Here is a 12,365-nt window from a genome sequence, read left to right on the forward strand (position 1 = left end):
GGGGTGTAGGGTGCAAGGGGGAGACTAATGACTAATGACCAATGACTAATGACTAATGCCCAATCTGCGGTACAATCATAAATCTGCCAATTTCTTAACAACCTTTGTGAACAGGAGATGCTTCTATGGCGCGTATGTATTATGATGAAGATGCTAATTTAGACCTTTTAGCGGGAAAAACCGTTGCGATTATTGGTTACGGTTCTCAAGGTCACGCCCACGCGCTAAATTTAAAAGATAGTGGTGTAAATGTAATTGTAGGTCTATATCCCGGCAGTAAATCTATTGCAAAAGCTGAAGCGGCTGGTTTAACAGTAAAAAACGTTGCTGATGCTGCTAAAGCTGCTGACTTGATCATGATTTTATTACCTGATGAAGTTCAGAAAACTATTTACACAAATGAAATAGCACCTAATTTAGAAGCAGGAAATATCTTAGCGTTTGCACACGGTTTTAATATCCACTTTGGGCAAGTTGTACCCCCTGCGGATGTTGATGTGATCATGGTTGCACCTAAAGGACCTGGCCATTTAGTACGTCGTACTTATGAACAAGGACAAGGTGTACCAGCGTTATTTGCAGTATATCAAGATGCTACAGGTAAGGCACGCGATCGCGCAATGGCTTATGCTAAAGGTATCGGTGGTACACGCGCAGGTGTCTTAGAAACCACATTCCGCGAAGAAACCGAAACCGACTTATTTGGTGAACAAGCTGTATTGTGTGGTGGTTTAAGTGCTTTAATTAAAGCCGGTTTTGAAACCTTAATTGAAGCAGGTTATCAACCAGAATTAGCATATTTTGAATGTCTGCATGAAGTTAAACTCATCGTTGACTTAGTAGTTGAAGGTGGTTTAGCAACAATGCGCGATAGTATTTCTAATACTGCGGAATATGGTGATTATACCCGTGGTCCCCGCGTTGTTACTGCTGAAACCAAAGCAGAAATGAAGAAGATTTTAAGTGAAATTCAATCTGGACAATTTGCGCGGGAATTTGTATTAGAAAACCAAGCAGGTAAACCTGGTTTCACTGCTATGCGTCGTCAAGAAGCTGAACATCCTATTGAGGAAGTTGGTAAAGATTTACGCGCTATGTTTAGCTGGTTGAAGAAAGCTTAATTTTGGGTAATTCTTAAAGGGGTAATTGGTAATTGGTAATTAATGATTGGTAATTTGTAATTACTTCAGTTTTTATCATTACCTTTTACCAAATTAATACACAGGCAGGGGCGATACAAATATAAAGTCAACTTCCCTGTTTAGCAGCACGACGAGCTAAAGACATGACCGATGGTCTTCCGGCTGCTGTTAATGAAAAGCCTAATCCCAAACGAAAAATTTCGGGCATATAATAATCGTCTTTTTCCCGAATAACTACGCCGTTTTCTTCTAGTATTTTCATCTCTTCCACTTCTAATCTTAATTGCTGCCGTGTGAAAGGAATTTTTCGTTCCTCTTCAAAAAGATCACGTAATTTAGTGAAAACTGTTTTCAAAGCTGTATTTTCTTGCTCAATTTCTGTTATTTTCTCCTTACTGCATTCTGGTAAAGCACCTCTAATTCCTTTGGGAATAAGAATACGGTTTAACCAGCGATCATCATGATTATCTACAGATGCTTCTGCTGATAGATAAAGAAGACGCATTAAATCTCGTGATTGAATTTGTCCCCTGTAATCTGAAAGTGCTGCAATAACGAATCTAGCTGAAGCAGCTTCTTTTGATGTATCCACACCGAGTTTTTTACCCCATAAAGGAACTAAAATCTGTGTCAGATCATCTTCCTTCATTTCGTGAAGTTTTTCTATAACAGTGTCAAGTGAAATACCTGACCGCATAGTTACCCAAGCAACGAGTCTTAAAGCTTCTTCTTTATTCCACTTGAGAGCATAAGGCTCGTAGCGTGCCATCATCTGGGCTGCATTTTGCCGTACTGCTGATAGTACAATATCACGCCTCACAAAAATCAAAATACCCAGAGGACGACCAGGTTGCTGTCCAAGCCATTCTGGAACTCCCTGAAGTAAAGCTCTCAGTGCTATCTGTTGAGTTGGATGATCAGCAAATTCTTGAAATTGATCTTCTAACCCATCAATAACTACAAGCAATCGCTTTTGTATTTTAAGCAGATGTTCTGTTAATGCTCTGCCAGCCCCTTGTTGTTCAGGCTGAAATCCCACACCCCAAGCAATTACATCTAACCAATATTCCCGCCACTCACTTTCAAGATTGAGAATATTAAGTTGACTTTCAATATTATCTCTAATTCTTTGGATAGATATTGGACTCGTGAACCCTAATGATCTTGCTGTCGTCGCCTGCATATTTTCTACTAATTTGACAGCACCAGATTCTAGATTTTTAGATGACAACACTGGACAAATTAAAGCATCTGTTTGGATTGGATATCCTAGAGCTTTTTCTACAAATCTTTGCCAGGTTTCTTGACGGATTATTTGTAGAAAAGTATAGGTTTTTCCTGAGCCTTTTGCACCAATTACTACGGTAATTGGAACTTGATTTCTGTGATCTGAAGCCAAGTGACGTAAAGGAATAGTCGTTAGAAAATCATCACCTTCTGCTGTTTCTGCATAAATCAGTTTTTTTGTAATATCTCTAAGTTTTTCTCTTTGAGTTTTTAAAGTTGGAGTGTTATCCTCGCTTGATGTAATATGTTCTTGACTAACTTGAGTTTGACTTTGCTGTATAGGTAATGCATTTAGTAATGGACGTAAATCATTTACAATTCCAGAACGATGCAGACGAGTATTTACTTCTTCCCATGTTCTAGGTAAAACAAGTAAACGATCGGAAAATTGAGTTGTTAATTTTAAATGTCTTAGGACTTGTTCCAGAAAAGATATAGATGAATCAAGGATATTTTCTTCTGTATTTTGTATATTTCTGTCTGAAGGTGGTTCAGACGTATCAATAATAAGATTATCAAGAATCTCATTTTCATCTTTTAATAATTCTGATTCCTTTAACTCATCAGGAACTTGACTGATAATTATTGTTGGTAATGGATCTGTATCTCTTTGAGAAGGTGCTTTTTCTCTTACAAGTTCTAGAAGTTGCTTTGTACCTGCAATTGATTGTCCACTTAAAGTAGTTACAAAAACACGGTAAACTCGTGGATCTAAAATTAGACCTGTAGATAACTCAGACAGTCCTGCACGTAAATCAACTAAAACCACATCTACCTTTAAAGCCTTACCTAAATCTGCCAGTATTTGCGTTAATATATATGGATTTTTTGCACCTTGAATAAGATGCTCTGGTTTAATTTCTAATGAAGTAAATCTTTTGGTAGAACGGAATGCTGGCAAGAAATAAATATTATCAATCAAAGCATTCTGAACTCGATCAGCAACTAATTGAATTGAATCAGTTGCTTTGGGATCAGGATCACCATGAACCAAAGCTATCAAGTCAGCAAAAGATACAGGTGGAGAAGGTAATCTTTGTTCTAAAAGCCAGCTTATACCAGGTGCTTCCAAATCACCATCTACCAAGAGTACACGATAGTTTGCATCTATTAAAGATTGTGCAAAAGCAATAGTATTGGTTGTTCGTCCTACACCGCCTTTAAAAGAATGAAAAGCTACTATTGGTGGAAAATCTTTATCAAAACTTGGTGGTAGTTCACTACTGTAATCTTGACGATTTGGAACAATTATTCCTGGTCTAGCTAAACTTGGTGTTAGTCTGGGAACACGATAATCTTCGTTTGTTTCCTCAAAAATTACTGGTAAAATCTGTTGTTTATCAGGTAAACTTTCTAAAATAATTATTCCGTCTACTCTATTATCCTCTTCATCAATCCGGAATCGAGTATCATATACATTTTTTAGCCAGCTTTTTGCTTCTGCTTGAGTACCAGGGCGAATTTCAACTCTTAAACTATCCCAATAAGCTTGCACCGAAACTAACCAATTTGGTAAATCACTTTTTTCCTGAATGCGAAGTAAAACTTCTTCAACATCAAGCCAAGTATAAAGGCGAATATCTAACCAAGCATAAAGAAGGGTATCGGAAGAAATCATAAATATTTTATCCTCTCTATAAAAGTATAAATTTTTCTAATTGTTGAACTAATATTTTTTCATCTTCTTCCATTTATATTTTCCTCAATCCAAGTGCAAACATCCTCTAACCATTTAACTACTTTTATTTCATCTTCAGGTTTCATCTCAATACCGTATCGCCAAACTTGGTGAGATTGTTTCAGATCATGAATAGAGGCATCTTTAACAAGATGAAACCGAGGAATTCCATTAAAATCAGGATGTCCACCAATTATTGTAGCTGGTAATCTCAGTTCCTTAACCCATCTGCCTAAGTTATGTCCATCTTTGGTGAGCATCGTTTGATCCTTAATTTCATCAGTTCCCTTGAACCCTGCTCTTCTAAGCCATATCCTTTTTAGTCCGCATTCTACAGCATAAACTCTCAGCAAGTGCGAGGAAATACTTGGAGTCTTTTGAGCCTTAATTATACCTAAGTGAATATAAAAAGCTGTTTTTAATTCATGAATACTGGCGGGAATCATGCTACCATTTGATCGACTTTTTTGATTTTTAAGTAGTACAATCTCGTTTTTTATATTGTAGATGTACGTTTCAGCAGATACATTATTTTGCTTAATTCGCAATTCAATTTCGTCAAGTAACTCCTCAATTGCTTTCAGATGTGATTGGTCTAGATTTAGTGCAGAGAGGTCAGGCATAATTCCGTTATTTTTCGCAATTAACTAAGTAGTGGAATAACAGGATTATAGCAGTATAGATACGAAAATTTTTATATTAAAAGTATCAATTAGGTGAAGCATTTATGAATCAAATACTCCTTCAATTTTTTCATCTAGGTTATCAAACACACTGTCATCATCAATGATAATCGGATCATCAGCACAAATTCCATATAACGACGCTAAAGATGGTTTTTCTGTTTTCTGTATTGGTTGATAAACAATTATTACTTCTACATCAGTATCTTGAACTTCAGGTAAAGATATTTGTAACATTCCATCACAACCAACATGAGTTTTTATTGTCATACTTTGCATAGTCAATTTTTCTCCCTAAATTTTCATCATCCTTATTTTATTATACAGAATTTCATAAAATGGGTATAAATATCATCGAATTATAAAAACTTGAAAACACAATTATTTTTTATAATTTTCCATGTTTAAATAATTGAGGTAATTATTAGCAGTTATCGAAATATGCACCAAAAATCAGCCGCATTAAAGTTTGTGATTTTACTGGGTTTTGTGAGTCTTTGTGCTGATGCAACCTATGAAGGAGCGCGGAGCATTACAGGCGCTTATTTAGAAGTTTTGGGCGCGAATGGAACTATAGTTGGTTTAGTTGCAGGTTTTGGGGAATTAATAGGTTATGGTTTCCGTTTAGTGATTGGTTATCTTAGTGATAAAACAGGTAAATATTGGGGAATTACAACTTTAGGTTTCATTTTAAATACTGCCGTTGTCCCATTTTTATCTCTAGCTGGAAGATGGGAAATAGCCGCAGGTTTAATGATGGCTGAACGCACAGGTAAAGCAGTACGTACCCCTCCTAGAGATGCCTTACTTTCGCATGGTGTAAGTCAAATTGGTAGCGGTTTTGGCTTTGGTTTGCACGAAGCAATGGATCAAACTGGTGCAGTTTTGGGACCTTTGGCTGTAGCAGCAATGGTTTATTTTCAAGGAGAATATCGCCAGGGTTTTAAAGTTTTAGTTGTCCCGGCAATTTTAGGATTAATTGTCTTATTAATCATCCAAAAATTATATCCTAATCCCAGTGATTTTGAAGAAGAAAAAATACTTGATCAAGGTGATAAATTACCCCGGATATTTTGGATTTATTTGGGTGCTGTAGCTATTATTGCGGCTGGTTATGCAGATTTTCCCTTGATTGCTTTCCATTTCCAAAAAGGAGAAATTGCCTCTGGGCAAACCATTCCTTTATTTTATGCTTGGGCGATGGGAGTAGATGCTGTAGCTGCACTAATTTTTGGATATTTATTTGATCGCATTGGGATTTCTATGTTGATTATTGCAGCTTTATTTTCCTCCCTATTTGCACCTTTAGTATTTTTTGGAGATGTACAGTTTGCCCTTTTAGGTATGGCATTTTGGGGTATTGGGATGGGGGCGCAAGAATCAATTCTCAAAGCAGCAATAGCAAAAATTGTCCCTAAAAATAAACGCGCCACAGCTTACGGAATTTTTAGTACAGGTTATGGTTTAGCTTGGTTTTTAGGTAGTGCTTTCATGGGAATTTTGTATGATCACTCTATTACTTTCTTAGTGGTTTTTTCTTCCATAACTCAACTTTTAGCAATTCCTTTCTTTACCTGGGTACAATTAAAAGCTAATACTTTTTATGCTGCTTCTCCAGAAGTTCAGGTAGGTGAATAAATAAAGTTCAATTTCTTTCTTGTTCTCAGTCTCAGACTGGGAATACAATTTAAGAGTCTCTGACTCTAGTTCAGGACTTACGCAAAATAAAATGAAAGTAGTGGTAATTCATGAATTACCCCTACGCAAGAATCAGGTTTCTAGTCAAATCTTGCGTAAGTCCTATAGTTAAATAAACAAGGTAGAAGCTTGTTAATTTCATTCCCATACAGAGTATGGGAACGATAAAAAGGGAGCATCCCAATTTTGAAAAAATAACCGCAGCAACACCAAAAACTCTCTTCTTCCCTCTTCCCTTCGTGTCCTTCGTGTCCTTCGTGGTTCGTTTATTTCAAGTCTTGAACTCAAACGAAAAATAAACTTACATATTTGGAATGCTCCCGATAAAAATTTGCCAAAATGGGAGCATACTTATTATTTACTCAGTCTCTCTCCTGATCATAGCTGATTACTGATGACTGATAGCTGAATGCTGAAAATTAACTCAACCTTTGTTTTAACCACAAAGCTAATAAAGGTAAAGCCAAGCGATAACCTTGTTCAGCACTGTAAATTAAACCTTTGTGTTGTAACCCAGTTAAAGCACCTTGCAAAGCTCCACCTCTAGAAAGTCCATGTTTTTGAATATATTCTTTACTCTGTGGTTTATCTGTAGGATCAACTGCTAAACATTCTAAAAGATGTATTTGGCTTGCTGGTAGTAACATTAATAAAGATTCATAAGTTATAGATAAATCTTTGAGCATTCCTTCAATTACCTGCTGGACTTTTTGTTCAGTAATCAACCCTTGATAATGCTGTAAATCTGATAACCTACGAATTAATACCATCGCATCGCCAATGTTTCCCTGAACTGCATCTAAAAATATTGGTAATGCTTGAGAATGGGGGTCAAATTTAAGGTTTTCTGTATGTAAAATCTCTCGCGCCCACAATGCTAAAATATCTTTAGATAAAGGTGCTAATTCCATTGTTTCTATAGAATAAATACTATCATCTTGATGATAGCTAGTTTCTGCAATTGTCGCCAATAAAACGTAACTTACATGAGGATGGTTCTTAACTTCTTGTCTCAATGTTGATTCCCATAAACCATTGCGATCCCAAGAACGAATATGGGGAAAACTTTGTAAAATCAATACTACTCTCTGGTTTAAATCATTAGGCATTATTTGTAATAATTCAAGTAGGCTAGTAAATGCTTGCCAGAGTTGTTTTTGATCTAAAGAATGCAATAATTTAAGTTTACTTTCACTATTAAAAATAAAAAACTCACTCGCTTTTTTTTCCACCCAAGATTTAATTTTCTTTGCTTGCCAATTTTGACTAATTGCTTCTAGTAATAATTGCAAAAATCTTTCACCATCTGTAGCACGAATACAGTCTATTTCTAAGACTACCGCACCAACTTCCTGCGCTGCAACTTTAACTAAAGTTCTTCTACCGCTTCCAGGTACTCCTGTAATTAATAAATCTTTATCTTTTATAAGTATGTCTATAATTCGCTGAAACTCTTTAGAACGTCCAATTAATTGTAATGAAGTGGATAAATCAAAATTCACGGGTTTATTTGCAGGTTGTCTGTTTGGTGTTATTAAAGAAAACATAAATCATTAGGTGTTCTTATGATCATTATAATAATTATTTAGTTTTATTCTGTAAATAGCACTTACTTTTAGTGCTATTAATAGTATAACACTTTCAGAAACAAAAATTTCCGATTGCAAACAGCAACTTTTCCCTCAATCCAGTAATACAAATTTATATTTTATTAAATAGGTGATGTCTGTGATAGAAGCGTTTGTACTGACAACAATACTATTCGGGTTTTTTGGAATTATTCTCAAGAAAAACCTGGTGATGAAGATAGTTTCAATGGATGTCATGAGTACGGGGGTGATTGCTTTTTATGTATTTATTGCCTCAAAAGCGGGTTTATTTACTCCCATTATTTCCAACGTAAAAAAAGTTGGATATGCTGATCCTGTTCCCCAAGCAGTGATTTTAACAGCGATAGTGATAGGGTTTTCAATTCAAGCTTTAATGTTAGTAGGTGTAATGAAATTAGCTAAAGAAAATCCCACTTTAGAAAGTAGCGAAATCGAGAAAAATAATACACTGTAGATCATCAAATATGAACAGAAAAATTAAATTAACTCAAATTAACTCAAATTAACTCAAATTAAATCTAAATTTAAAACCATGAATAATCTAACCATGAATACGATCACAATTGCTTGGGTAGGCATCCCGTTTTTTCTGGGGTTCATGATTTTTTTAGTTCCCCAAGTTAACAGACATTTGACTTTTTTGGGAACATTAGTTACTGCTGCTTATGGTGTGCAGTTGTTGATAGAAAAGCCAGAAATTAAGCTCAATTTACTTGATAGTTTTGGTGTGACTTTAGAAGCGGATCAATTAAGTGGTTATTTTATTTTAACTAATGCTTTAGTGACTGCGGCGGTAGCTTTATATTGTTGGCAAAGTGATAAAAATGCTTTTTTCTATGCCCAAACTTTGCTAGTGCATGGTAGTTTAAATGCGGCTTTTGTTTGTGCTGATTTTGTGAGTTTATATGTAGCTTTAGAAGTAAGCGGAATTGCGGCTTTTTTATTAATTGCTTATGCTAGAACTGACAAATCAATTTGGGTAGGTTTACGCTATCTATTTGTCAGCAATATCTCAATGTTATTTTATCTAGTTGGTGCTGTCTTAGTTTATCAAAATAATCTCTCTTTTAGTTTTGCAGGTTTAAAAAATGCCCCACCAGAAGCAGTAGCATTAATTTTTTTAGGAATGTTAGTCAAAGCTGGGATTTTTGTTTCTGGTTTATGGCTACCTTTAACCCATTCTGAATCAGAAACTCCTGTTTCTGCGCTGCTTTCAGGTGTAGTAGTCAAAGCTAGTGTTTTACCTTTATTAAGATGTGCTGCGGTTTCTCCAGAACTTAATAATATAATCGTTATTTTGGGTGTGGCGACAGCTTTTATGGGTTTATCCTACGCCATCTTTGAAAAAGATACCAAGCGTCTGTTAGCATTTAGCACTATTTCCCAGTTAGGTTGGATACTGGCTGCACCAGCGGTAGGTGGTTTTTATGCCCTAACTCATGGACTGGCAAAATCATCTTTATTTTTGACTGCTGGTTCTTTACCTAGTCGCAATTTTAAAGAACTGGAAAATAAACCTATTAATACTAACATTTGGATTGTTTTAGTTATCGCTAGTTTATCAATTTCTGGTTTTCCTTTGTTGTCCGGTTTTGAAGCTAAGGTGTTAGCCATGAAAAATTTAGCATCTTGGCAATTTATAGCCATGAATATTGCCGCCGTTGGCACAGCAATAGCTTTTTCTAAATTCATCTTTTTATCCCATAATAAAGACGATGAACAAACAGTAAAACCCGGTTTTTGGTTAGCAGTAATATTCTTACTTACTGGTTTAGTTGTGGGCAATATTGCCTATCTGAAAGCTTATAACATTGCCGATATTATCAAAGCAATTATCACCATTGCTATTGGTTGGTTAGCATATCATCTGATTTTTAAGAAATTAGCAATTTATGTACCCCGTGTACTTGAAGAATTTGAACATTTAGTAGGTGTGATGAGTTTAACTATAATCTTCTTGTTTTGGATGTTATTATCATGATTGGACATTTGATATTAAGATTAACCATTTGGTTTTTATTAACGGCTGATTTTAGTACAACTAACATTATTATTGGGGTAATTATTGCCCTAATTTTACCCAGAGGTTACACATCACGGGCAAAATTAACCGAATGGATCAAGGTTTTCGGTGAAGTTTTGGTAGCTATTCTTGTGGCTTTTAAAGAAGCGTTTGAAATTATCATTAATCCCCATCATCAGGAGGAAATTATCAGGGAAAAAGTAAAACATAAACATTCTTCGCTGTTGGTGTTTATGGACATATTTTTGATTACTTTTACACCTAAAACTATTGTTTTAAACCATGATGAAGAAGGATTTTACGAAGTTCATCATATTAAACCAGGAAGGAAATAATTATGAATTTAGAAATAGTCTTGTTAGGGATGATAGCAGCTTTATTAATTCCCATTTATGAAGCATGGAAAACGGAAAATACTTGGCAGTTAATGTTGGCTTTGGGTAGTATTTCTAGTAAAGTATCTATCATGATTTTAGTGATTTCTGTGGCCAGAGATGATTGGATGATCGGGGTAGTAGGAGCGATTATTTTGAGTGTGGGAAATGCTGGTTTTATGTTATTAGCACAGATTTTAAGAAGGTTAAATGAAGCATGAATAGTAATTAGCTATCAGCTTTCAGCTTTCAGTAATCAGATTTCACGAGTTTAAATAAAAGATGAACATGAGGAAAGTTAAATGCAAAATGTTGTGAGTATTATCAGTTATACCTGTATAGGTATAGGTTTATTTTTCTGGTTTTGGGGTACTTCTCATTTAGTTAGCAATAAATCAGTATTATTCAAATTACATGGACTTACTGTGGCTGATACTTTGGGTTCAATGCTGATGATTGTGGGAATTTTAATGAAAATACCTAGTAAATGGCCATTGTTAGTTTTAGGTATTATTTCCTTGGCGATTTGGAATACAATGTTGGGTTATGTAATCGCCTATTGTTCAACTCATGATACAACTATAGAGGCAGAAAATGAATGATTCTTATTTATATATAATTATTGCTTTGTTACCTTTAACTGCGGGTTTATTGATAACTCAAGTTAACCCTTATCATGCGTTAATTTTGCGTGGGGTTTTGGGGGCGATCGCTGCATTAGTAGATGCGGTTTTGGGTGCAGCAGATGTAGCTTTAACAGAAGCATTAATGGGTACAATGTTATCCGTTGCTTTGTATGCGATCGCAGTTCGTTCTTCTTTAGTTTTACGTTTGGGTATCATTGAAAATGAATCAATTTCAGAAAATATAATCAGTGATTTTCGTAGAATTTTTAATAAACATTATATGCGGTTGGAACTTGTACCTTACAACAACCACCAATGTTTACAAACAGCATTACAGGAAAAAGAAGTTCATGCTACCTGTGCGCCAATATTAGTTAGTGATGAATCTGAGCAAAATTATCAAACAGAAATCAGAGTAAAACGTATTTATCAAATTGTTGAAAGTGAACTTTCAGCACCTAACACAGTTATCAATTATGTTGATGTTGAAGCATCTGAGGAGAAACATTAATGAAAATGAAATGGGTTTATATTTTAGCCGGAATAGCATTATTAGTAAAAATGTTATTCATGTCTGATGCAGTATCTAACTTACCAGAAGTTCTCAATGGAGAAAATGATTTATCAGGTATTATTTTCTTAGATAAGTCCATCACAGAAAAAGTAGTTGCTGAAAGTGGTGTTGTTAATGCAGTATCAGGAATTATTTTCAGAAATCGGCTTTATGATACGATCTTTGAAGTCATTGTCTTTACCATTGCCATTTTAGGATGTAATTTTTTATTAGCAAATGAAAATCCATCCTGTACAATTTATCAATTTAAAGATCGCTCATCAGTTATTTTAGCTCGTTTGGGGGCGACAATTGCAGCGTTAGTAGGTATAGAATTAGCAATTAGAGGACATTTAAGCCCTGGGGGTGGTTTTGCTGCGGGTGTAGCGGGTGGAACGGCAATAGGTTTAATTGCAATTACTTCATCCTATCCTTGGATGCAGGAAATTTACTTACGTTATAATGCAGCTATTTGGGAAAAAGTTTCGGTTTTAATTTTTATTGTTTTAGCTGTGATAACTTTATCGGGAATAGAGTTACCTCACGGGGAGTTAGGAGCATTATTTAGTGGTGGAATTTTGCCAATTTTAAATATTTTAGTTGCTGTGAAAGTGGCGTTAGGTTCTTGGGCGGTGGTTTTGATTTTTATTCGTTATCGAGGTTTATTGTAGTTTTGAAGTTAAGAGGTTTC

13 protein-coding genes are annotated in these 12,365 nt (G+C 35.2%); 9 read left to right on the plus strand and 4 right to left on the minus strand.

Translation table 11 applies throughout. The features are described from left to right. Nucleotides 1-125 precede the first annotated feature (125 nt). Nucleotides 126-1,121, plus strand: coding sequence for a ketol-acid reductoisomerase (ilvC, locus tag IQ237_RS09815; RefSeq protein WP_194054562.1), 996 nt, complete (start codon nt 126-128; stop codon nt 1,119-1,121). 127 nt (nt 1,122-1,248) lie between these two features. On the opposite strand, the gene IQ237_RS09820 is transcribed toward ilvC, so the two are convergent. The 3 genes from IQ237_RS09820 to IQ237_RS09830 form a co-directional block, all read right to left on the minus strand. After that, entirely contained in the window at nt 1,249-4,047 is a 2,799-nt protein-coding gene (locus tag IQ237_RS09820) for a ParA family protein (protein WP_194054563.1), read from the minus strand. 59 nt (nt 4,048-4,106) lie between these two features. Further along, entirely contained in the window at nt 4,107-4,730 is a 624-nt protein-coding gene (locus tag IQ237_RS09825; protein ID WP_194054564.1) for a hypothetical protein, read from the minus strand. Nucleotides 4,731-4,832: 102 nt separating this feature from the next. Next, on the minus strand, nt 4,833-5,069 hold the full coding sequence (locus tag IQ237_RS09830; protein WP_194054565.1) for a hypothetical protein: 237 nt from the start codon (nt 5,067-5,069) through the stop codon (nt 4,833-4,835). Between the two features lie 162 nt (nt 5,070-5,231). On the opposite strand from IQ237_RS09830, the gene IQ237_RS09835 reads away from it, so the two are divergent. Further along, nucleotides 5,232-6,428, plus strand: coding sequence for an MFS transporter (locus IQ237_RS09835; protein WP_194054566.1), 1,197 nt, complete (start codon nt 5,232-5,234; stop codon nt 6,426-6,428). Nucleotides 6,429-6,907: 479 nt separating this feature from the next. Here IQ237_RS09835 and IQ237_RS09840 read toward each other — a convergent pair whose 3' ends face one another. Beyond that, nucleotides 6,908-8,035 (minus strand): ATP-binding protein, encoded by a 1,128-nt coding sequence (locus tag IQ237_RS09840; protein ID WP_194054567.1) that lies wholly within the window; start codon nt 8,033-8,035, stop codon nt 6,908-6,910. Between the two features lie 181 nt (nt 8,036-8,216). Between IQ237_RS09840 and IQ237_RS09845 the strand changes: the two genes are divergently transcribed. The 7 genes from IQ237_RS09845 to IQ237_RS09875 all read left to right on the plus strand — a co-directional run bounded on the left by IQ237_RS09845 (nt 8,217) and on the right by IQ237_RS09875 (nt 12,345). Further along, nucleotides 8,217-8,552, plus strand: coding sequence for a cation:proton antiporter subunit C (locus IQ237_RS09845; RefSeq protein ID WP_194054753.1), 336 nt, complete (start codon nt 8,217-8,219; stop codon nt 8,550-8,552). Between the two features lie 93 nt (nt 8,553-8,645). After that, complete coding sequence (locus tag IQ237_RS09850; protein ID WP_194054568.1) at nt 8,646-10,079, plus strand: cation:proton antiporter; 1,434 nt, start codon at nt 8,646-8,648, stop codon at nt 10,077-10,079. Continuing rightward, entirely contained in the window at nt 10,076-10,456 is a 381-nt protein-coding gene (locus IQ237_RS09855) for a Na+/H+ antiporter subunit E (RefSeq protein WP_194054569.1), read from the plus strand. Before IQ237_RS09850 ends, IQ237_RS09855 begins: the two co-directional genes overlap by 4 nt. Nucleotides 10,457-10,458: 2 nt before the next feature. Further along, the gene (locus IQ237_RS09860) at nt 10,459-10,716 is read left to right on the plus strand and encodes a hypothetical protein (protein WP_194054571.1); all 258 of its coding nucleotides are present in this window, start codon (nt 10,459-10,461) and stop codon (nt 10,714-10,716) included. 81 nt (nt 10,717-10,797) lie between these two features. After that, nucleotides 10,798-11,097: a monovalent cation/H(+) antiporter subunit G gene (locus IQ237_RS09865; protein ID WP_194054573.1), complete on the plus strand. Its 300-nt coding sequence runs from the start codon at nt 10,798-10,800 to the stop codon at nt 11,095-11,097. After that, nucleotides 11,090-11,632: a DUF4040 domain-containing protein gene (locus IQ237_RS09870; RefSeq protein WP_194054575.1), complete on the plus strand. Its 543-nt coding sequence runs from the start codon at nt 11,090-11,092 to the stop codon at nt 11,630-11,632. Before IQ237_RS09865 ends, IQ237_RS09870 begins: the two co-directional genes overlap by 8 nt. Nucleotides 11,633-11,637: 5 nt before the next feature. Next, nucleotides 11,638-12,345, plus strand: a complete 708-nt coding sequence (locus tag IQ237_RS09875) for a Na(+)/H(+) antiporter subunit B (RefSeq protein WP_194054755.1) — start codon at nt 11,638-11,640, stop codon at nt 12,343-12,345. Nucleotides 12,346-12,365 lie beyond the last annotated feature (20 nt).

Origin of the sequence: Sphaerospermopsis sp. LEGE 08334, assembly GCF_015207205.1 — a bacterium.
Lineage (GTDB): Bacteria > Cyanobacteriota > Cyanobacteriia > Cyanobacteriales > Nostocaceae > Sphaerospermopsis.

Excerpts from the sequence above, each read along its gene's own strand:
- ilvC (WP_194054562.1), top strand. The coding sequence starts at position 126 with ATGGCGCGTATGTATTATGATGAAGATGCTAATTTAGACCTTTTAGCG.
- IQ237_RS09820 (WP_194054563.1), bottom strand. The coding sequence starts at position 4,047 with ATGATTTCTTCCGATACCCTTCTTTATGCTTGGTTAGATATTCGCCTT.
- IQ237_RS09825 (WP_194054564.1), bottom strand. The coding sequence starts at position 4,730 with ATGCCTGACCTCTCTGCACTAAATCTAGACCAATCACATCTGAAAGCA.
- IQ237_RS09830 (WP_194054565.1), bottom strand. The coding sequence starts at position 5,069 with ATGCAAAGTATGACAATAAAAACTCATGTTGGTTGTGATGGAATGTTA.
- IQ237_RS09835 (WP_194054566.1), top strand. The coding sequence starts at position 5,232 with ATGCACCAAAAATCAGCCGCATTAAAGTTTGTGATTTTACTGGGTTTT.
- IQ237_RS09840 (WP_194054567.1), bottom strand. The coding sequence starts at position 8,035 with ATGTTTTCTTTAATAACACCAAACAGACAACCTGCAAATAAACCCGTG.
- IQ237_RS09850 (WP_194054568.1), top strand. The coding sequence starts at position 8,646 with ATGAATACGATCACAATTGCTTGGGTAGGCATCCCGTTTTTTCTGGGG.
- IQ237_RS09855 (WP_194054569.1), top strand. The coding sequence starts at position 10,076 with ATGATTGGACATTTGATATTAAGATTAACCATTTGGTTTTTATTAACG.
- IQ237_RS09860 (WP_194054571.1), top strand. The coding sequence starts at position 10,459 with ATGAATTTAGAAATAGTCTTGTTAGGGATGATAGCAGCTTTATTAATT.
- IQ237_RS09865 (WP_194054573.1), top strand. The coding sequence starts at position 10,798 with ATGCAAAATGTTGTGAGTATTATCAGTTATACCTGTATAGGTATAGGT.
- IQ237_RS09870 (WP_194054575.1), top strand. The coding sequence starts at position 11,090 with ATGAATGATTCTTATTTATATATAATTATTGCTTTGTTACCTTTAACT.
- IQ237_RS09875 (WP_194054755.1), top strand. The coding sequence starts at position 11,638 with ATGAAATGGGTTTATATTTTAGCCGGAATAGCATTATTAGTAAAAATG.